This window comes from Mycolicibacterium rhodesiae (assembly GCF_002086695.1).
Lineage (GTDB): Bacteria > Actinomycetota > Actinomycetes > Mycobacteriales > Mycobacteriaceae > Mycobacterium > Mycobacterium rhodesiae.
This window is the reverse complement of sequence record NZ_MVIH01000023.1, coordinates 1-19,962: the sequence shown is the minus strand read 5'-3', so window position 1 is coordinate 19,962 and position 19,962 is coordinate 1. Positions and strand designations below refer to the sequence as shown.

The 19,962-nt window shown below is 65.3% G+C and carries 20 protein-coding genes; 8 read left to right on the top strand and 12 right to left on the bottom strand.

Translation table 11 applies throughout. The annotated features are described in order from the left end of the window. Window positions 1–39: 39 nt before the first annotated feature. From BST42_RS26740 to BST42_RS26730, 3 genes are all read left to right on the top strand, one after another. Window positions 40–825: an SDR family NAD(P)-dependent oxidoreductase gene (locus BST42_RS26740; RefSeq protein ID WP_083122737.1), complete on the top strand. Its 786-nt coding sequence runs from the start codon at window positions 40–42 to the stop codon at window positions 823–825. Next, the gene (locus BST42_RS26735; RefSeq protein ID WP_083122736.1) at window positions 822–1,787 is read left to right on the top strand and encodes a phosphotransferase family protein; all 966 of its coding nucleotides are present in this window, start codon (window positions 822–824) and stop codon (window positions 1,785–1,787) included. The genes BST42_RS26740 and BST42_RS26735 overlap by 4 nt, the downstream gene beginning before the upstream one ends. A gap of 106 nt (window positions 1,788–1,893) precedes the next feature. Continuing rightward, a complete protein-coding gene (locus BST42_RS26730) occupies window positions 1,894–3,195 on the top strand; it encodes an HNH endonuclease signature motif containing protein (RefSeq protein WP_083122735.1) in 1,302 nt (433 codons plus the stop codon). Here the strand turns inward: BST42_RS26730 and BST42_RS26725 are convergent. From BST42_RS26725 to BST42_RS26715, 3 genes are read right to left on the bottom strand one after another with little or no spacing between them, the layout of a single operon-like run. Next, complete coding sequence (locus BST42_RS26725; protein WP_083122758.1) at window positions 3,192–4,490, bottom strand: acyl-CoA dehydrogenase family protein; 1,299 nt, start codon at window positions 4,488–4,490, stop codon at window positions 3,192–3,194. The two genes, BST42_RS26730 and BST42_RS26725, sit on opposite strands and share 4 nt — an antisense overlap. An 18-nt stretch (window positions 4,491–4,508) precedes the next feature. Further along, window positions 4,509–5,282, bottom strand: coding sequence for an enoyl-CoA hydratase/isomerase family protein (locus BST42_RS26720; protein WP_083122734.1), 774 nt, complete (start codon window positions 5,280–5,282; stop codon window positions 4,509–4,511). Next, window positions 5,282–6,496 carry an acetyl-CoA C-acetyltransferase gene (locus BST42_RS26715; RefSeq protein ID WP_264044737.1) on the bottom strand — a complete coding sequence of 405 codons (1,215 nt, stop codon included), beginning with the start codon at window positions 6,494–6,496 and terminating at the stop codon, window positions 5,282–5,284. Before BST42_RS26715 ends, BST42_RS26720 begins: the two co-directional genes overlap by 1 nt. 163 nt (window positions 6,497–6,659) lie before the next feature. Between BST42_RS26715 and BST42_RS26710 the strand changes: the two genes are divergently transcribed. Then, window positions 6,660–7,058 carry an Rv2576c family protein gene (locus BST42_RS26710; protein ID WP_083122732.1) on the top strand — a complete coding sequence of 133 codons (399 nt, stop codon included), beginning with the start codon at window positions 6,660–6,662 and terminating at the stop codon, window positions 7,056–7,058. Here BST42_RS26710 and BST42_RS26705 read toward each other — a convergent pair. Next, window positions 6,974–7,660, bottom strand: a complete 687-nt coding sequence (locus BST42_RS26705) for a TetR/AcrR family transcriptional regulator (protein ID WP_083122731.1) — start codon at window positions 7,658–7,660, stop codon at window positions 6,974–6,976. The genes BST42_RS26710 and BST42_RS26705 overlap by 85 nt on opposite strands. A 140-nt stretch (window positions 7,661–7,800) precedes the next feature. On the opposite strand from BST42_RS26705, the gene BST42_RS26700 reads away from it, so the two are divergent. Then, window positions 7,801–9,078, top strand: a complete 1,278-nt coding sequence (locus BST42_RS26700; RefSeq protein WP_083122730.1) for a cytochrome P450 — start codon at window positions 7,801–7,803, stop codon at window positions 9,076–9,078. 23 nt (window positions 9,079–9,101) lie between these two features. Here BST42_RS26700 and BST42_RS26695 read toward each other — a convergent pair whose 3' ends face one another. Beyond that, window positions 9,102–9,509, bottom strand: a complete 408-nt coding sequence (locus BST42_RS26695; RefSeq protein WP_102810166.1) for a hypothetical protein — start codon at window positions 9,507–9,509, stop codon at window positions 9,102–9,104. A 162-nt stretch (window positions 9,510–9,671) separates the two neighbouring features. Here BST42_RS26695 and BST42_RS26690 point away from each other — a divergent pair, with 162 nt between their 5' ends. From BST42_RS26690 to BST42_RS26680, 3 genes are all read left to right on the top strand, one after another. Further along, on the top strand, window positions 9,672–10,463 hold the full coding sequence (locus BST42_RS26690) for an Rv1363c family protein (RefSeq protein WP_110918801.1): 792 nt from the start codon (window positions 9,672–9,674) through the stop codon (window positions 10,461–10,463). Window positions 10,464–10,598: 135 nt separating this feature from the next. After that, complete coding sequence (locus BST42_RS26685; RefSeq protein ID WP_083122757.1) at window positions 10,599–11,060, top strand: hypothetical protein; 462 nt, start codon at window positions 10,599–10,601, stop codon at window positions 11,058–11,060. A 2-nt stretch (window positions 11,061–11,062) separates the two neighbouring features. Then, a complete protein-coding gene (locus BST42_RS26680; RefSeq protein WP_083122728.1) occupies window positions 11,063–11,521 on the top strand; it encodes an Rv2576c family protein in 459 nt (152 codons plus the stop codon). A gap of 3 nt (window positions 11,522–11,524) precedes the next feature. Here BST42_RS26680 and BST42_RS26675 read toward each other — a convergent pair whose 3' ends face one another. The 7 genes from BST42_RS26675 to BST42_RS26645 are packed head-to-tail and all read right to left on the bottom strand — an operon-like array spanning window position 11,525 to window position 19,908. Then, the gene (locus BST42_RS26675) at window positions 11,525–12,028 is read right to left on the bottom strand and encodes an Rv2253/PknI dimerization domain-containing protein (RefSeq protein ID WP_083122727.1); all 504 of its coding nucleotides are present in this window, start codon (window positions 12,026–12,028) and stop codon (window positions 11,525–11,527) included. 13 nt (window positions 12,029–12,041) lie between these two features. Beyond that, window positions 12,042–13,751: an MCE family protein gene (locus tag BST42_RS26670; RefSeq protein ID WP_083122726.1), complete on the bottom strand. Its 1,710-nt coding sequence runs from the start codon at window positions 13,749–13,751 to the stop codon at window positions 12,042–12,044. Continuing rightward, window positions 13,751–15,103, bottom strand: a complete 1,353-nt coding sequence (locus tag BST42_RS26665) for an MCE family protein (RefSeq protein ID WP_083122725.1) — start codon at window positions 15,101–15,103, stop codon at window positions 13,751–13,753. Before BST42_RS26665 ends, BST42_RS26670 begins: the two co-directional genes overlap by 1 nt. Continuing rightward, a complete protein-coding gene (locus BST42_RS26660; protein ID WP_083122724.1) occupies window positions 15,100–16,527 on the bottom strand; it encodes an MCE family protein in 1,428 nt (475 codons plus the stop codon). Before BST42_RS26660 ends, BST42_RS26665 begins: the two co-directional genes overlap by 4 nt. Beyond that, window positions 16,527–17,609, bottom strand: coding sequence for an MCE family protein (locus BST42_RS26655; RefSeq protein ID WP_083122723.1), 1,083 nt, complete (start codon window positions 17,607–17,609; stop codon window positions 16,527–16,529). Before BST42_RS26655 ends, BST42_RS26660 begins: the two co-directional genes overlap by 1 nt. After that, complete coding sequence (locus BST42_RS26650) at window positions 17,609–18,634, bottom strand: MCE family protein (protein WP_083122722.1); 1,026 nt, start codon at window positions 18,632–18,634, stop codon at window positions 17,609–17,611. The genes BST42_RS26655 and BST42_RS26650 overlap by 1 nt, the downstream gene beginning before the upstream one ends. After that, window positions 18,631–19,908, bottom strand: a complete 1,278-nt coding sequence (locus BST42_RS26645) for an MCE family protein (RefSeq protein WP_083122721.1) — start codon at window positions 19,906–19,908, stop codon at window positions 18,631–18,633. Before BST42_RS26645 ends, BST42_RS26650 begins: the two co-directional genes overlap by 4 nt. Between the last annotated feature and the right edge of the window lie 54 nt (window positions 19,909–19,962).

Sequence of the window (19,962 nt, the reverse complement as noted above, 5' to 3'; positions counted from 1 at the left end):
CAGAGAACCGGTTCTCGGATAGTCGCGAGAGGAGCGGATGTGTCAGGACGGTGTGCGGGCAAGGTGGCACTGGTGACCGGTAGCAGCCGGGGCCTTGGGAAGGCAATTGCGCAGCGACTGGCCGCCGAGGGCGCCACCGTGGTGCTGACCGCCCGCACCGCAGAACCCGATCCGAAGTACGACGGCTCACTGATGCAGACGAAAGCAGAAATCGCCGACGCCGGGGGTAACGCGGTCACCATCGCCGTGGACCTGTCCGACTCCGCGGACCGCGAGCGGTTGTTCGCCGAGGCCGTGGCTCAGGTCGGCGCCCCCGACATCGTGGTCAACAACGCCGCAGTGACCTTCTTGCGCCCGCTGGACGGATTCCCCGAGCGGCGGGTGCGGTTGATGATGGAAATGCATGTCGTTGCACCGCTGCACCTGACGCAGCTCGCCATCCCCGCCATGCGTGAGCGCGGTCGCGGATGGGTGCTCAACCTCACCTCGGTCGGCGGTGATCTGCCCCCGGGACCGCCGTTCTCCGAGTTCGACCGCACCGCCGGGTTCGGGATCTACGGCACGGTCAAGGCGGCGATGAACCGGATGACGAAAAGCCTTGCCGCCGAGCTGTACGACGACCGGATCGCCGTGAACGCCGCCGCGCCGACCAACCCCGTCGCCACTCCGGGTGCCGGCACCCTCGACCTGGCCAAGACCGATACCGAGGACATCGAGCTGATCACCCGGACCGCGCTGGAGTTGTGTACCGGCGATCCGTCGACCCTGACCGGGCGCATCGTGCAGACTCAGACATTTCTTCGTGAGATCGGCGTGCTGAGCTGACCAGCGATCTGCTCGATGAGTTGCAGGCCCGCCTTGCCCCCCAGGGGATTTCGGGGCTGCGGCCGTTGGCCGGTGGGGCCTCGAGCCTGACCTTCGCCGGCGACCTCGCCGATCGTCGTGTCGTGGTGAAGGTCGCCCCACCCGGCCGCGCGCCCATCGCGCACCGCGATGTTCTTCGTCAGGCCAGGATCATCCACGCCCTGCAGGGCACGGCGGTGCCGGTGCCGGAGATCCTGTTCGACGACGCGGGCGAACCACCGGAGACACCACCTCTGTTCGTGATGTCATTCCTCCAAGGAACGTCGGTGGAGCCGCTGTTCGACACCGACGACGCCGGCTCCGAGCCTGTGGTTGCCGCCCGATTCCGTCGCGCCGCGCGCACGTTGGGTGAGCTGCACCGGTTGTCGCCCACCGAGCTCGGCCTGATCGGCGAACCGGTCATCGCGCCAGGCGCCGAGGTCGAGAAGTGGTGTCGCACATTAGAAACGGTGGATCCAGCCCTCGCGCCCGGTTGGGGACAGGTTGCGGACGCGCTGCGTGCTTCCACCCCTCCCCCGGTCTCATCGGCGATCGTGCACGGTGATTTCCGGTTAGGCAACCTGCTGGCCGACGAGCAGGACATCACCGCTGTGATCGACTGGGAGATCTGGTCAGTCGGCGATCCGCGCGTCGACCTCGGCTGGTTCCTGATCAACTCCGACCCGGACACCTATCGGCGAACCACGCCCTATCGCGGGACGACGCCGCCGGTGCACGAACTGGTCGCCGAGTACGAGGATGCGCTGGGGCGCGACGCACCTCGGCTGGACTGGTTCCGGGCGCTTGCCTGTTTCAAATCGACGGCGACCTGGTCTCTGATCGTCAAACACAACCGACGCCGAGCTTCACCCGATGCCGAACTGGAGGCAATGGCCGTGAGTCTGCCCCGGCTGCTCACGAGAGCCATCGAGCACCTCACCTAGTTTTGGATCCCGTTGGTGCTCAACGGTTTATCCCCAGATCCGATTCCGTCCACAGCATGGCTTTGCGGCCTGCTATCTGTCGGTGGGCGCGGGTAGGTTTTCAACCATGAGTTCGATCACGGCGGCGTTGGATGCGCTTGACGCGGCGGTCGAACTTCTGGGTGCCGCCGATATCGAGGAGTTGCCCGCGCCGCAACGCTTTACGGCTCTGGCACGGCTCGAAACCGCGATACGCCGCCTGGTCGCGGTCTCGCACGAGCAGGTGATGCACCTGGAGCGCTACGAAGGCTGCCCACCGATCCCGATCGTGATAGCGGACGTGTTGCGGATCAGCCGCGGCGCGGCCAAGCGCCGGATGCGGGATGCCGAACAGTTGACGCCGCGGACCACGTTGACTGGTGAGGCGCTGTCGCCGCTGTTGCCGACAACCGGCAAGGCCTGGGAGGCCGGCCTTCTCGATGGTGAGCATGTGCGGGTGATTCAGAAGTTCTTCCGCGATCTGCCCGATCACGTCGGGCCGGTCGAGATCGAGAAGGCCGAACGCACCCTGGCCGAGCACGCCCAGACCATGCGACCCGACCAGCTGGACAAGATCGCCGACCGGCTGGCCACCCACCTTAATCCCGACGGCAAATACTCCGAGGAAGACCGTGCCCGCAAGCGTGGCTTCGTGTGGTGCGGCGGGCAGCGCGCCGACGGCATGAGTGTCGGCAAGCTGGTGGCCGATCCCGAGCTGCGGTCGATGCTGGATGCCTGGCTCGCGAAATTCGCCGCACCCAAACCCAATCCCGACGCTGCCGAGCCCGACCTGCGCAGCCAGGCCCAACGCCAACATGACGCGCTGGCGGACCTGGTTCGCGGCCGGCTGGGAGACCCGAAACTCGGCCAGCACAACGGCCTTCCCGTCACCGTGATCGTCACCACCACCCTGCAAGACCTACAGGCCGGCGCCGGCCACGCCGTCACCGCCGGTGGCACCCTGATCCCGATCACCGACCTGATCCGAGCCGCAACGCCGTCCTACAACTACCTCGCCGTCTTCGACGGAGTCACCGGCCAATCACTGTGGCTGGGGCGCACCAAACGACTGGCGTCCGCCGACCAGCGAATCATGTTGCTGGCCAAATACCGCGGCTGCACCGCACCAGGATGCACCGTCAACGGCCACAACAGCCAAGTCCACCACGCCACCACAGACTGGAAACACGGCGGCAGCACCGACATCGACGACCTCACCCTGGCCTGCAAATGCGACAACCTCCTGGTCGAAAACGACGGCTGGACCACCCAACAACTCCCAGACGGCCACACCGAATGGATCCCACCACCAGATGTACCCATGCGCGGCGGCACCAACGACTACCACCACCCAGAACGTTTCCTACCGAACGACGACGAGAAGGACTAGCCGCGCGGAATGCCGGCCAGCCGGTCGGCGAACTTGTCCTCGGCAGCGGCACGCAACCGCAGCAGGTGCTCCGAGGGGAACAAGTCCGGCGCAGGTTCGCGGTTTTTGAGGAGCAGCCGGGCCAAGGTCACCTTGTGGACCTCGGTCGGCCCGTCGGCGAGCCCCAGCACGAACGACTCGGTCAGGTATTGCACAAACGGCATCTCGTGGCTGGTGCCCAGCGAACCGTGAATCTGGAGCGCGCGTGCCGAGACGTCGTGCAACACCTTCTGCATCATCGCCTTGACGGCCGAGATGTCGGCTCGCACCGCCTTGTAGTCGTTGTACTGGTCGATCTTCCACGCGGTCTGCAAGGTCAGCAGCCGGAATGCCTCGATCTCCATCCAGGAGTCGGCGACCATCTCCTGCACCATCTGCTTGTCCGCCAGCACACTGCCCTGGGTGTAGCGCGACACGGCCCGCTCACAGATCATGTCGAAGATCCGCCGCACCAGGCCGACGGTGCGCATCGCGTGGTGAATCCGGCCGCCGCCCAGACGGGTTTGCGCGACCACGAACGCGCCACCGCGCGGGCCGAGCATGTGATCGGCGGGCACCCGTACGTTCTCGTACCGTACGTAACCCTCGCGGCCGCCGCCCCCGAGCGGCTGGTACCCCAGCCCGACATCACGCAGAACATTGATCCCCGGGGTGGCGCCGGGCAGCACGAACATCGAATACCGCTCGTACGGAGCGGCATCCGGGTCCGTCATCGCCATCACGATGATGAACGATGCCTTCGACGCGAACGACGAATACCACTTCTCGCCGTTGATGACCCAGTGGTCGCCATCTTGTACAGCGGTGGTCTCGAAGATCTTGGGGTCCGCGCCGCCCTGCGGTTCGGTCATCGAGAAACACGAGATGATGCGGTTGTCCAAAAGTGGCTCGAGGTAGCGCTCCTTGAGTTCCGGCGTGCCGTAGTGGGCGAGGATCTCACTGTTGCCCGAGTCGGGCGCCTGCGAGCCGAACACTATCGGTGCGCATTCCGACCGGCCGAGGATCTCGTTGAGTAGTGCCAGCTTCACCTGGCCGTAGCCCGGGCCGCCGAGATGCGGGCCGAGGTGAGTGGCCCACAGGCCGCGGTCTTTGACGATCTGCTGCAGCGGCGGAATCAGCGCCTGACGCACCGGGTCGGTCAGGTCATGGGATTCTTTGACGATGTAGTCGATCGGCTCGCACTCCGAGCGCACGAACTCCTCGACCCACTTCAGTTGATCCGCCCACTCCGGATCGGTGGAGAAATCCCACGACATGTGTTTCGTCCCTTCCACTTACGACCAGGTTGATCTGCGGGCTGCCGCGTCGTCGGTGGCGTGGCTGAGAACCTGATTGCGGTTCTCCAGCTCCAGCGCCGGGCCGAGCCCCGCGGCGGCTACGTTGACTTGCAGCGCCCGCTTGGTCAGCTGAACACCGAACGGCGCCAATTCGGCAACCCCCCGGGCGATGTCGACGGATCGCTCGACAAGCTTCTCGGGCTCCACCAGTTGGCTGACCAGGCCGCGACGGTCCGCCTCCTCGGCAGACACGGTGCGCCCGGTGAGCATCCAATCCGCGGCGACCCCGGCCCCGACGATGCGGGGCAGGTGGTAGCTCATCCCCATCTCCGCGCCGGACAAACCGAGCAGGATCGCCGCATTCCCGAAGGTGGCTGCAGTGGAACAGATCCGGATGTCGGCCGCCAGGCTCAGTGCCAAGCCGGCGCCCACACACGCGCCGTTGACCGCCGCGATCACCGGCTGCGGCAGGTCTGCGACCGCACGCACCAGTCCCGCCATCGCCTCCTGGAACCGGAGCCGGTCGATGGCGGGAGCGTTGGCGTCGAGCATGCCCGGGCCGAAGTCACGGATGTCGATACCGGAACAGAATCCGCGACCGGCGCCGGTGATCACCACCGCGTGCGCCGACGTGTCCCGCGCCACCGAGGCCAGGGTGCGCGCAAGCTCGTCGCGCATCACCTCGTTGATCGCGTTGAGTTGCTTCGGGCGATTGAGCCGGATCAGCACGACGCCTCGGGCGGGCGTCTCGAACTCGAGCGTCTCGGTCATCAGACTCGCTCGATGATGGTCGCCGTACCCATCCCACCGCCGGTACACATGGTGACCAAGCCGGTGTTGAGGTCGCGGCGCTCCAACTCGTCGAGCAGGGTGCCGATCAACATCGCCCCGGTCGCACCTATCGGATGTCCGAGCGCGATCGCTCCGCCGTTGACGTTGACCCGTTCCGGATCCAGGCCCAGATCACGAATCGTCTTCAGCGGCACCGCGGCAAAGGCCTCGTTGATCTCCCACAGGTCCACGTCGCCGACGGTCATGCCGGCTTTGGAAAGGCAGCGCTCGGCGGCCGGACCGGGCGCGGTGAGCATGATGACCGGCTCGCTGCCGATGGCAGCGGCGGCCCGAATCCGTGCCCGCGGCGCCGCCCCCTGGGCCCGCGCCCACTCCGCGGACGCCAGCGTCACCAGCGCGGCACCGTCGACAACACCTGACGAGTTACCGGCATGGTGCACATGGTCGATGCGCGCCACATCGGGGTAACGGCTCAAACAGATCTCGTCGAAGCTGAGGTCGTCACCGTCAAGGCTCGCTGCGCCCATCCGGTCGAAGGCGGGCGGCAGCTTGGCCAACGTTTCCACTGTCGTTCCCGGCCGAGGGTGCTCGTCGGAGTCCGCAACGATCTCTCCATCAGGACCCAGCACCGCGATGATCGACCGGTCGAAGTATCCGCCCGCGATCGCCGCTGCGGCCCGGTCCTGGCTGGTGACCGCGAACGCGTCGACATCCGCTCTGCCGAATCCTTCCAGCGAGGCGATCAAGTCAGCCGAAACACCCTGCGGCACGGTCGGATACAGCCGACGGAACGCCGGATTCGCACCGTCGATCGTCGGCGCCCCGACGCTGACGTTCCAGCGTGACATCGATTCCACGCCGCCGGCCACCACCAAATCCTGTTGGCCGCCGGCGATCCCGGCGGCCGCCACCGTGACGGCCTGTTGTCCGGATCCACAGAACCGGTTCAATGTCATCCCGGGGACCGTCTGCGGCCACCCGGCCAACAGCAGCGACAGCCTGGCGATGTCATCCCCGTGCTCCCCCGCCAAGATTCCGTTGCCGGCGATCACGTCGTCGACGGCCGCGGGATCGAAGCCCAGCCGGTCGACCGTCGCGGTGAGGCACTGCGCCAACAGATCCTGCGGATGGATACCGTGCAGCGCGCCGCCGGGGCGGCCCCGGCCGCGTGGGGTGCGCACCGCGTCCAGGATGAGCGCGTCTCTGATGGTCGGCCCCCTTACTGGGAATGCGGCTTCGCCGAAAGCGAGAATATAGTTCTCTAGGCGCACTGTTGCATAGAAGGGTCCCGCACACAAGGAAACCGGCGCCGGTGCGGACTTTCCCATGCCAAACTGAGCCATGCGCTTTGTCCGGATGTGTTCTGCGGTTGCAGTGGCTGCGGTGTGCGTCGCCGGTTCGTCGGCTCCCGCCGGCGCCGAAGAGCCGCTACACCAAGTCACCTACAGCGTGTTCTCCGAGCTGCCGTTCCGGGCCGCCGACATCTACTACCGGGACACCGAACCGGCGAACTGGTCGGACTACAGCCACGACCCCTATGTGTTCAGCCCGAAGGTCGAGGCGGACATCGGTCCCACCAAGAAGTGGGTGCTCAACGTCCAGTTGGCGAACCCCGACGAGTGGGCGATGGTGGCGGCCACCAGCGGGCTATCGCCCACCCCGCCGAACGTTCACTGCGTGCTTGCGGTCGACGGCGTCGTCGTCGCGGAGAACTCCGGGCCCAAGGGCGCGCTCTGCTCGCTGCGCCACTGGTGAGCTGAGTCGTCCACCGGCTGCGGCGGACCTTCCATCAGCGTGAGATAGCGCTCGACCAGTTCCATGGTCTCCGCGTGGCCCGCGGTCACGCCGAGCGCCTCGCCCAGCATCACCACCGTCGACAGGCCGGTCAGCAGGATCGACCAGACCACCGGCGGCACTTCACTGGGCAGCACCCCGTGCCGGTCCAAGGCGGTCACGAACACTTCCCGCTGCTGCTCGCGGAAGAGCTCGGCGTATCGCGACATCTCGGTGCGCAGCGCCTTGCGATGATTGGCCAGCGCCGCCATCTCCATCGTCAGACGGCTGGCGTCGGGGTTGATCCCGAAGCGCCAGAGCGCCCACAACGGTTGCGGAGAGGCCAGCGCCACCCGGTGGGCTTCCATGCCTTGATCGGCGTAGCGGCGGAAGATCTCCAGGAACAGGTCGTCCATCGTGCGGAAGTAGTAGTGGACCAGTTGCGGCTTGAGTCCCGCCTTCTCGGCGACCCGCCGTGAGGTCACCGCCGCGTAGCCCTCTTCGATCAGCAGCTGTTCAGCGGCGTCCAACAGCACCGCGCGATTCTTCGCGTCGGGCGCACCGATCCGCCGCGCCGATGCCATGTGCCACCTCTGCTCTGTCCACAACCGCCGATTGAACACGCCGATAGTACGTGGGCCGATGCGATCCAGCCTTGACCACGCACTTTACGCCATGCTAAGCAGGTGCACAGCAATCAGCCCGCTGGGAGGAAATAACACGCATGACCGATTTCGCCGCCGTTGACTTCCTCACCGATCAGTCGCTGGTTCCCGACCCGTACCCGTACTACGACTATCTGCGTGAGCAGAGCCCGGTATTGCGACTCGAGCCGCACGGATTCGTCGCCATCACCGGATACGAGGAAGCCCTCGAGGTCTACAAGAATCCCGAGGACTTCTCCAACATCGTGGCCCTCGGCGGCCCCTTCCCGCCACTGCCCTTCACCCCCGACGGCGACGACCTGAACGCTGCGATCGACGCACACCGCAACCAATTCCCCATGTACGAGCACATGGTGACGATGGACCCGCCCGACCACACCAGGGCGCGCTCGTTGCTCAGCAGGCTGCTGACCCCCAAGCGCCTCAAGGAGAACGAGGACTTCATGTGGCGGCTGGCCGACCGCCAGCTCGACGAGTTCCTCGCCCTCGGCCACAGTGAGTTCCTGGCCGAGTACGCAAAACCGTTCTCGCTGTTGGTGATTGCCGACCTGCTCGGCGTGCCCGAAGAGGACCATAAGGAATTCCGCACGGTGCTCGGCGCCGATCGGCCCGGCGCCCGGGTGGGGTCGCTCGACCACGAGAAGATGGGGCTCAACCCGCTGGAGTTCCTCGACGAGAAGTTCAGCGCCTACCTCGAGGAGCGTCGCCGCAATCCCCGCGAGGACGTCCTCACCGATCTGGCGAGCGCGAAGTACCCGGACGGGTCGACCCCCGAGATCATCGACGTGGTCCGGACCGCGACGTTCCTGTTCGCCGCCGGCCAGGAAACCACCGCCAAGCTGTTGTCCGCGGCCATCAAAGCTCTGGTGGAGCGGCCCGACCTGCAGCAGGCGCTGCGCGAGGACCGCAGCTTGATCCCGACCTTCGTCGAGGAGTCACTGCGGCTGGAAAGCCCGGTCAAGAGTGATTCCCGACTGGCTCGCCGGAGCACCACGCTCGGCGGCATGAACATCAAAGCCGGCACCGTCGTCATGGTGTTGCCCGGGGCGGTCAACCGAGATCCGCGGCGATTCACCGACCCGCATGAATTCCAGGTCCGCAGGCCCAACGTCCGCGAGCACATCGCGTTCGGCCGTGGCGCCCACTCCTGCCCCGGCGCACCGCTGGCGCGGGTGGAGGGACGGGTCTCGCTGGAACGCATGTTGGACCGGATGGGCGAGATCACCATCGACGAGGAGTTCCACGGCCCGGCCGGGGACCGCCGGTACAACTACGAGCCCACGTACATCCTGCGCGGGCTGGCCGACATCCACGTCCGGTTCACCGGCAGGGGCTGACCTCGCCGGTGTCGGGGCAGCGCTCAGGCGTCGCCCTGCACCCAGCGGGTCCGCCCGCCGGCCGCGACGCAGGTCAAAAACATCCCGTCGGGAGCCTGCGCGACGGAGTTCTCATAGCCCACGCAGTCGGCGTTCAGATTCTTGACGCCCACCATCGGCGGCGACCGGAAATACCGCGGCTCGTAGCGCCGCGGCGAGCCGCAGAAGATCAACCGGCCCCAGTTGTTGCGCGTATCGACGCCGAACACGTAGTACGTCGTATTGCTGCACGGGGCACCGAGTTCGACACCCGGCGTGATGCCCGGGGTGCAGAACGCGTCATTGCATTCGTTGGCGTTGATCGGCGGCCCGTCGGGATCCGCGGACGCCGACGCCGGCATCAACATTCCAGCCGCCATGAGTGCAGCAACAACTGCCACGGTCGATCGCACCCGAACACTCTCGCATATTCGGTAACCGAATTCTCCGGCGTTGAAGAAGAAACCGGGAAGAAAAACCCGCCTCCCACAGACCGGGTTGGCCGCTGTGTAATGCTGGGCGGCAGTGCTAGCGTCGCGCGTCGCCATGCGACCGCGATGGACGAGGAGGGTCCCATGCCGCCGGGCAACCGTGAATCCGAAGCTCCCGACGCCGACGACCTGAACTCCGCCGAGGCGGCGGAGGCTGCAGCAGCGGCGGCCGAGGCTCGGGCCGAGGCAGCCCGGGCCCGCGCAAACGAATTGCGCCGCAAGCTGGCCGAGACTCGCGACGAGTCGCCGGAAGTCCCGGAGACCGGGACCCAGACCGGGACCGATCCCGAGAGCGTCGACGCCGAAGCCGACGCCACCGAAGACGACGAACCCGCACCTGCCGACGACCTCGAATCGGCTGCCGCACCAGAAAAGAAACGCCGGCGGCGCTCCTGGGGCAGGATCGTCGCCGCGGCGGTCGCCGTCCTCGCGATCATCGGCTTACTCGGCGGCACCGGGTGGATGGTGTGGCAACACCGGGACGCCGAGGCACAGCGGCACCGCACCGCCGAGTTCTCCGCGGCAGCCCGCCAAGGCGTGGTGAACCTGATGTCGATGGACTTCAATCAGGCCAAAGAGAGCGTGCAGCGAGCCATCGACGACTCGACGGGCAAGTTCAAAGCCAATTTCGAGGACGGCGCCGACGATTTGATCAAGGCGATGCAGCAGTCGAAGGTCGTCACCAAGGTCACCGTCAATGACACCGCCGTCGAGTCGATGGACAAGGATTCGGCCACCGTGCTGGTCGCGGCCACCTCACAGCGCACCGGACCGGATGCGCCCAAGGAGGATCAGCAGCCGCGGGTTTGGCGGGTCGTGGTCAGCCTGCAGCGCGACGGCGACCAGCTGAAGGTGTCGGACGTCGAATTCGCCTGACCGGCGACCAGAACCACCCAAACCCTTTCTCCGGCACACGAGAAGACGGTATTCTCCGATCACGAGAATGCCAATCTCGCAGCGTGCGACAATCGGGGCTTCGCACCGTGCGCACCGAACGTGGAGGAAGCCAGCGTGAAATCCCTTGTGATCACCACGGTGGTGGTGGCGGCAACGGTGGCCCTCGCACCGCCGGCATCCGCTGAGATGTACCTGGGCAATTACGAGCTGATCATGCCCGACCGCAGGGACTTTCACACCTGGGTGTGGTCGGCGATGACGCCGTGCAAGGCACCGAACACGTATGACAACCTCCCCAATTGCATTCACATCCTCACGCTGCCGCGGCCGATCGCCAAGGCCGTCCAGAGTGTCGGTGATGCACCGCTGGTCAACGGCCAGTACACCTTCACCGTCGACGACCCCTTCGGCCTGCGGTGTGGCGACATCTACTACGGGCCAACCATTCCCACCCATGACGTGTACACCTGGGACGCGAACACCCTTGCCGGGTCGATGGTCTCGACGTTCGATGCCGGGTGTGACGGCACCCCGGGCGGCAGCTTCACCTACCCGTTCAGCCTGAACCGGATGTGACCATGCGACTTACCTCGAAGATCAGCGCCGCAGTCCTGGCCGTTCTGTGCACCGCAACCGGTTTCGCGGCACCCGCACTGGCCGACGATCCGATCCCCGGTGGCGATCCGGCTCCTGCCCCACCGCCGCCGGCCTACAACGTGCGGTATACCGTCACCGCCGACAAGCCGGTCAACGCCGAGATCTACTACCGCGACACCGATCCGCCGTCGTTCTCCGACTACAGCCATGACCCGTACGTGTTCAGTCCCAACGCCGAAGCGGCAGTCGGGCCCAACAAACCCTGGGTTCTCGAGGCCACCCTGACCGACCCCATGCAGTGGGGCATGGTTCTCGTCCAGGCGACCGGGTCACTCCCGAAGGCGACTGCGGGCTTCAACTGCACGATGGAGATCAACGGTCAGGTGGTGAAGCGCAACAGCGGGCCCAAAGGCGCGCTGTGTTCGCTGCGAAACTGGTAGCAGTTACAGCTTTTTCATGTAGAACGGCATGTGGATGACCGGCGACTGATTGCGCCCGCACGACCCACTGGGGCCGATGACCCGGTTTTCTCCGGTGTATTCCGTGGCTGCGGGGTCGACGTGGCCGTCGCTGCCGACCGGATAGATCTTGTACTCCTGGAAGCCCTCGATCGCCGCACCGTCGGCACAGAATCGCCAGTTCGGAACTGTTCGTTTGACGTACCACAGACCGTCGATCGTATAAATGGGCGCGGTCCACCCCGCATCGCTCGTCACGGTCCCGGTGCACTCCGTTGGTGAGATGCACTGGGTTGTGATCGTCCAGGTACTGCGTTCCGATGGCTGGTCCTGGTAACGATCGTTGACCTTGGCCCAGTCACCGTTGGACGACGTCAGGAATGTGCCGTTGATGCCCCAATTCTGATCCGCCGTTGCCGGTGCCGCGCAACAGATTCCAGCGACAGTAGTGGCCGCGCCGACCGCGGCCAGTGCTTGAACTACACGCATCGACGTACCCCTTTCAGCTCTGCAGCATGTCCTGCCATGTCGTTGCCGGCTTGGCGAGGTTGGTCTGGCGGTACAGCGTCCCGTCGCTACCCATGTACTGGCCCGTGCGCGGATCGTACTTCGCGACCTGCAGCGCCGGAGCCTTCTGCGGATTCGGAGTGAAAGCACTCGGCGCGACTTGCGGCACACCCGGTTCTGGCGGTGGGGCCGGCTGCTGATCAGGAGGCAACATATTGGCCGGGCCCGGCAAATTGATCGGAGCCGGACCGATGTCCCCTTCGGGGCCCGGCGGCGAGACGGGGGGTGTCTGGTAGATCGGCTGGCCAGGCAGCAACGGACCGGGCCCGGTACCCGCGAAGTTCGGTGGCGGCGAATCCACCGGCGGCGCACCAGGTGGCGGTGCGCTCACCCCCGGCGGCAACGGCGTACCCTGCAGCGGCCCGTAGATGTTCGAATCCGGCAGAACCCGGCTGTCGACCGGGATGCCCTGAGCGACCAGGTTCGGGTCAATGGGGTAAGGCCCGGTGACGTGCTGGCGCTGCGCCAGTGGCTGGAAACCGTTGGGGTCGTTACACAATTCGACCGTCGGTGCACGCTTGCCCGGATGCTCCATGCACGGATAATTGCGGGCTCCACGAACCGCGACCGGCGAATCCTGCGGCAACTTGCAGTACAGGCCGTCAGGTGTGTCGATCACCGACGTGTCGGCGGGATTGCGCCACGACGACGGCGGAAGGAACCCGACTGTACACGATGCGGGATCACCAAGGCCCAGCGAGAAGTCACCGTTCGGCAGACCGGTCGGGCTGTTGCTTGGCAGGTACGTCTGGATCTGGGCGACGAACGGCGGAACCAGCACCAGCAGTTGCTCGACCGACTTGTTGTAGGTAAGGAAAATCTGACCGAACGTGGTCATGTTCGCCAACAGGACGGGCAATGTCGGCTTTATCTGCTCGAGCAGCTGCGACGTCTCCTGTGCGAACCCGGGGCCATCGTGCAGGATCGACCGGAACTGCGGGTCGTTGTCGGCCACCTGCTCGGTGATCCCCGCCAGGCTCTGCGCCCAGGTGCGGATCGAGTCGGTGGTCATCTCCTGCGCCCCGACGAACGGGCGTGCGTCGTCGATCAGGGCGCGGGTGTTGTCGGAGACGCTGTTGGCGTCCCGTGTGATCGTTGCACCGGAGTCCACCAGCGAGCCGAAGTCGTAACCTGTGCCGTTGAACGCCTGGTAGGTCTCACCGAGCAGTTGGCTCAGCTTGTCCTTCGGGATGGTGTCCATCAACTTGCTCACCTGGTCGAGCATGGGTCCGACCGCCTGTGGAATCGACGTGTTGCCGACCGGAATCACCGAACCATCCTGCAGGTAGGGCGCTTTGTCGCTGCGCGGCAGCAGCTCCACGTACTGCTCTCCCACCGCGGACATGCTCCGCACCTCGGCTTTGAGGTCCGCTGGAATCTTCGGCGACGTGTCCAGCGACAGCGTGGCCTGGGCCCCGCTGTCGGTCAGCTCGATGGAGGTGACCTTGCCGACCTGCAGCCCGCGGTAGGTGACATTGCTGAACTTGTACAGACCGCCGGTAGCGGGCAGATCAAGCGTGACCGTCAGCCGCCCCAATCCCAGCAGGGTGGGGAGCTGAATGTATGCCAACAGCATGATCGCAACGCCGACGATCGAGGCGACCGTGAAGATGATCAGCTGCGTGCGAACAAAGCGCGTGAGCATTAGCCGCCCCCTCCCGTCGGCGGTGCCGGCGGCATGCTCGCCGGCGGATTTCCCTGTGCCCCATATGGTCCCGCAAAGATGGGCTGGACGCCCGTAGCGGCCAACTGTTCCCGTGTGTAGATCTGGCTGCCCGGCGGCGCGACTGGCGACGGCGGCACAAGCGGAAGGATCGGACCCGCGGCGGCAATTGCCGCCGGTGGCGGAGCCTGGGGAGGATTGTCGTCGAAGACATCCGGTGGCGGTGGCGTGACCCCGGTTTTGAGGGGGTCGTAGGTGTAATTCAGAAATGCCGGATCACCTGGCGCGGGAATCAACTGCGCCTTCGCGTCTCCCCACCGCGTGCCCAGCATCAACGTGCGCTTCAACCGCGGGACAGTCAGGTCGATCACCGCGAACAGGTTGTAGTAGTCGCCGCGGATCGCGCGATCCATGAAGCTCTGGGTGAACGGGAAGTGGACGGCGTATTCGAGGAGTGCATCGAGATCGGGACCGACATCGGCGAACGCCTTGAAAGCCGGCTCCAGGTTTTTCAGGTTCGCCACCAAGTCGGCCTGTGACTCATTGACAAGAGTGTTCGCGGTCTCACTGAACGTACCGAGCTTGCGTAATGCCGTTGTCAGCGTTGGCCTTTCCTTGACCAGCACGTCAATGGCGGGCGGAATCTTCTGCAGCGCGCGGGTGAGGTCGTCACGCTGGCCGGCGAATGTCGACGTCATCCGATTCAGCGACTGGATCACTGACACGATGTTGTCCCGCTGGGCATCCAGCGTTCCGACGAAGGTGTCCAGCCTGGTGATCAGGTCGCGGAAGGCCGCCTCGTTGCCATGGACCGCCGTGCTGAAGTTGTGGATGACGTCACCGATCTGGCCCAACCCACCGCCATTCACGACAGCCGCCAGCGAGGCCAGTGTCTGCTCGGTGGTCGGATAGGTCGAGGATGCATTCAGCGAAATCGTCGCGCCCGGGTTGAGCTTCCCGCTCGGCGGTTGGCCGATCGGAGTGTTCAACGACAGGTGCATGGAACCGAGCAAGCTGGTCTGGCCAACGCTGACGACAGCGTTGGCCGGGACGACGACATCGGGCTTCACCGAGAACTCGACGTCGGCATGCCAGTTCTTGACCGTCAACTTCCGCACGCTGCCGACGACGACGTCGTTCATCATGACCGGTGAGTTCGGCTCCAGAGTCGCGATGTTCGCCACCTCGGCGTGGTAGACGTCGGCATCGGATCCGCGGCCCACGGTACCGGGCAGCGGCAGCGAGTTGACACCCTGGAAGGCGCAGGCGCTGGTGGTGAGCGCGACCCCGCAACCAGCGATGACTGCACGCCGCAACGACTTTCCGCCGATCATGGTGTGCCTCCTGCCTCTGCGGCCAGCGGAGGGCCGGGTGCCGGACCGGGCGCCGGCCCGGCCGGGTTCAACATGCCGGGCAGCGACGAGATCACCGAAGGCGGTATCGCCGGCGATCCACCGGGCAACAGTTGGGCCGCACCGGGCGGCGCCTCACCCGGGGCACGTCCGGTGAATCCTGGCGGTCCCGGCATGACACCCTCGTACGCCGAATGGTAGGGCGGCAGCGGCGGGATGTCGGGGGTAGGACCGCCGGCGCCCGGGGCGAGGTTCGGCTGCGAGTAGACGAGTTCGTCAGGAGCGGCCGACGGCATGAGGTACGGATCAATCCCGATGGGCAGGTAATTGAAGTTGAGCAGGCGAAGCGCCGGGCCGAGGTACTGGCTGCACAGCTTCGCCGTTTCGGGGGCTGTGGTGTTCTCGATCGCACCGATTGCGCCGCATACGAATTCGGTCGGGTTAGAGAAGTTGTTCAGCACGAACTGCCCGACCGCACTACCCGATGACGGGTTGTAGATGTTGTAGGCGTTGCTCAACGCGTTCGGCGCGATGTGCAGGATGTTCTCGATCTCCATCTTGTTGTTCAGCAGGTTGGTGGTGACATTCGTCAGCCGCTGAATCTGCTCGGAGGCCTGGTTGCGGCTGCCCGCGACGAACCGCTGGATGTCGACGATCGCCACCGACAGGTTCTTCAGTGCGGCATCAAGATCCGACCGGTTGCCGTCGATCACGCTGGTCAGCGTCGCCAACCGATTCTGGAACATCACCACCTGCTCGCTGCTGTCACGCAGCGTCGTGACGAAGGTCTGCAAGTTCTTGATGATGTCGACGATGTTGCCGCTGCCATTGGCGAGCACACGAGACACCCCGGCGAGTTCGGTGATGGTTTGCCGAAGCTTGTCGCCGTTGCCGTCGAGCGCATTGGCCGCACTGTCGATGAAGCGCGACACCGACGTGCCCGACACCCCGCTCTGCGGTCCCAAGTCGGTGGCCAGCCGGGTCAACTGCTCTTTGACTTCATCCCACTCCACAGGAATCGCGGTGCGGTCCAACGGGATTACCGCGTTGTCGGCCATTTTCGGGCCGACGTTGTTCCGGTAGGCCGGCGTCAACTGCACATAGCGGGCGGCAACCAGGTTCTGCGCCACGATCACCGCCTTGGCGTCGGCGGGAATCGGGACGTCGCGGTCGACGTCGAGCACCAGCTTGGTCTGGGTGCCCTGCGGTTCGATCGCCTTGATGGTACCCACCTTGACGCCCGACACCCGGACATCGTCACCGGGATAGATACCCGTCGCGGTGGTGAAGAGGGCGTTGACCGTCTTCGGGCCGAAGAAGATGTTGCGCACGAGAACCGCCGCACCCACCACCAGCAGCCCGGCCAGCAGAACCGACAGCACCTTCACCCAACGTCTGCGCATCATCAGCGGGACCCTCCCGGAATGCCGTTGTACGGCAACGGTAGTTCAGCGCGCGGCCCGGCATTGTCCGGTGGTTGGCCGGCGTTGACGCCACGACGGAAGCCGAACGCATAATCCAGGAACGGCTGCAACAACTCCGCGGGCTGCAGGTTGGGCACGTAGGCGTTGTAGTACGGGCCATTGGCCAGCGTCTCACCCTCGGACAGGATGAACTTCTTCACGTTCGGCAGCATCTGGGCAATGTTGTCTTTGTTCTTCTCCAGCACCGCGACAACGGAATTGAGCCGCTGCAGCGTCGGCGCCAGCTTGTCCTCGTTGTCGTGGACCAGGCCGGTCAGCTGCTGCGACACCGCCGCGGTGTTGGCGAGCAGGTCGACGATCGCCTCGCGCCGGTCGTTGAGCACACCCAGCAGGACGTTCGCATTCAGGATCAGGGTGTTCAGCTGCTGACTGCGCTGCCCCAGCACGGTGGTGACGTCGGCAGCGCTCTTGAGCAGGCCGGCCAGATTCTCGTTGCGGCTGTTGAGGGATCGGGACAGCTTGCTCAGGCCATCGAAGGTCGGACCCAGTTTCGGTGCGAGCTGGTCGATCGTGGCCGACAGCGTGTCCAGCGACTGGTTGAGCGAGGCGGTGTCAGTGCCTGCGGTGTTGGACGTCAGGTCGCTGACGGCTTCGGTGAGTGAGTAGGGCGATGACGTGCGCGTCGTCGGGATCACGTCGCCGGAGCGAAGAGTGCCGCTGCCTGTCGATTCCAGCGTGAGAACCCGCTCGCCCAGCAGCGAGCCGGTACGGATGTGCGCCGCGGTCTGCGAACCCAGCGCGTATTTGCCCGCGGTCGTGAAGGTGACCAGCGCGTCGCCGTTGTCCAGAACCACGTCGGTGACCGAACCGACCTTGATGCCGGAGAGCGTCACGTCGTTGCCGACGGTGATCCCGCCGGCCTCGGTGAACAGCGCCTGGTGGCGCACCGAGGTGGCCAGCTGCACCAGCCGCTCGGGCTGCAGGCCAACCGCAATGACCAGCATGATCAACACCGCGCCGAGGAAGCCGGCACGCCACAAGTTTGAAGCTCGGTATTTCAGCATTAGGGCTCCGCACACCTACCGGATTCTTGTTTGATCATCGGGAACACCCCGGTCCGTCCCTGAAGATCGGTCACCCGGATCGACAGGCCGCAGATGTAGTACATGATCCAGCTGCCGTACGCGCCGAGCCGGGCCATCTTGCGATAGTTGTCGGGCCCCCTCTGCAAGCCTCTGTCGAAGACGATCTTGTTGTCGTCCAACAGCGGTGCCAGACGGTTGAGCTGCTCGATATCTCCCTTCAGCGGGGCGCGGGCCTCGTTCAACAGACTGGTCAGCGACGCGGTTCCGTTGTCCAGCTGGGTGATCGCGGTGCCGATCGGTTCGCGATCCTGCGACAGCCCGGTGATCAGCTTCTCCAGCTTGTCAATGGCGCCGGAGAACTTGTCGCCGTCTTTGGCCAGAGTGTCGACGACGACCTTGAGGTTGTCGATGAGCTGTTCGACCGTTTGGCTGTTGTCGGCCAACGCATTCGAGAAGGAGGTGGTCTTGCCGAGCAGCGAGTCGAGGGTGTCACCCTGGCCCTGCAGGATGTTGATCAGCGACGCGGTCAGCGCGTTGACGTCCTGCGGGTTGAGCCCTTGGATCACCGGCCGCAATCCGCCGAGAAGGAGATCCAGATCGAGGGCGGACTGGGTGCGGTCCCGGGGTATCTGGGAACCCGCAGGCAGCACCCGGGTCGAGCCCGGTCCGTCGACGAGTTCCAGATACCGGTCGCCGGTCAGATTCAAATAGCGCACGGCCGCTTGGGTTCCCGTGGTCAGGACGATGTCGCGGTCGGCATCGAACTTCACCAGCACACTCTTGTCCGGCTGCAGGTCAACACTGTTGACAGTGCCGACCCGGACACCGGCGACGCGGACGGTGTCGCCATCCTTCAGCCGGGAGGCGTCACCGAACACCGCCGAGTATCCGTTGGTCGAACCGCTGCGGTAGTTGCTGAATGTCAGGAACAGAAAGGCGGTCAGGACCACCATCACGACGGCGAACACGCCGAACTTGACGAGTGTGCTTGTGGTGCGCATCATCCCGGCTGTCCGATCTGTGCGGTGTTGCGCGGCGGCCCGTCGAGCGGTCCGAACAACAGCTGCTTGAGACCGTCGGAGTTGAGCAGGATGCCCTGGTTGCCGTACTGCCACGGGTTGCTGCCCACGTCGGTCACGAGGTACTTGGACTTGTTGCCGTAACCGATGTTCGGCAGCCCCATGCACTGCGGGCCGCCCGTGGCCGCCACCTTCGGCAGGTTCGACGGGTACCGGTACCGGTCGATGCCCAGGGTGAAGGCGACGTTGACAATGACTCCCGGATCCATCGACGGCGGCTGCAGGCGGGCGACGTTCATGCCTTCGAGCGTGCAGTTGATCGCCGTCGAGTATTCGTTGAACAGGGCCGTGGTGGGCGCAAGCAGGTGAAGAACCTTACTGAGCGCCGGCTGGTTGGCTCCGAGCACCTCGTTGCCCTGATCGGCCAGCCCGATCATGTTGACCAAGAAGGTGTCCAGGTTCTGTTTTTCGTCGACGATGCTCTGGCTGATCTTGTTGGTGTTCTGCACCGTCCGCACCAGATCCGGCGCGGCGTCGGCGTAGGCGGCGGTCACCGGCGCGGTCAGCTCGATGTCCTTGGCCATATTCGGCAGGCTGGGCTCCATCTTGGCCAACAGGGCATCGAAGTCGGCGATGGTTTGGCCGAATTGCTTGCCACGCCCGGCGAATGCCTCAGAGAGGGCGCCGAGCGTTGCGTTCAGCTGGGTCGGATCGATCTTGTTGAGGATCTGATTCAGCTGTTGGAACACGGTGTTGATCTCGACCGTGACGTGCTGCCCCTGCAGAACCTGCCCTGCGTACATCGGTTTCGGCGACGGATCGGTCGGGGGTTCGAAGTTGACGTACTTGGCGCCGAAGACCGTCGTCGAAGCGATGTCGGCGACCACGTTGGACGGGATCTTGCGCAGCTGCGCGGGATCCATCGCCAGCCGCAGTTCGGCAGTGCCGTCGGGCCGGGTTTGGATCGACTCGACCTTGCCGACCTGGACACCGCGCATCTTCACCCTGGCGTCTGGATTCATGACGAGGCCGGCGCGGTCGGAGATCACGGTCACCGGAACGGTTTTGGTGAAGTCGCCGCGGAACAGCCCGACGGCGACGGCGACGATCGCCACCACAAAGACCACGGTGGACAGACCGGCCACCGGCCGTGTCCAGCTCTTGGCGCCGAAGCTGGCGCCGGTTCGGGCTGCCACCGGGACTGCGGCGGTTTCGGTTTCGGAGCGGTCGGCCGGGCCCGGACCGAGATTGCGTGTCACGTCATCTCCCTATCCGGACAGGTTGAAGTTGCCGTTGGAGCCGTAGATGGCCAG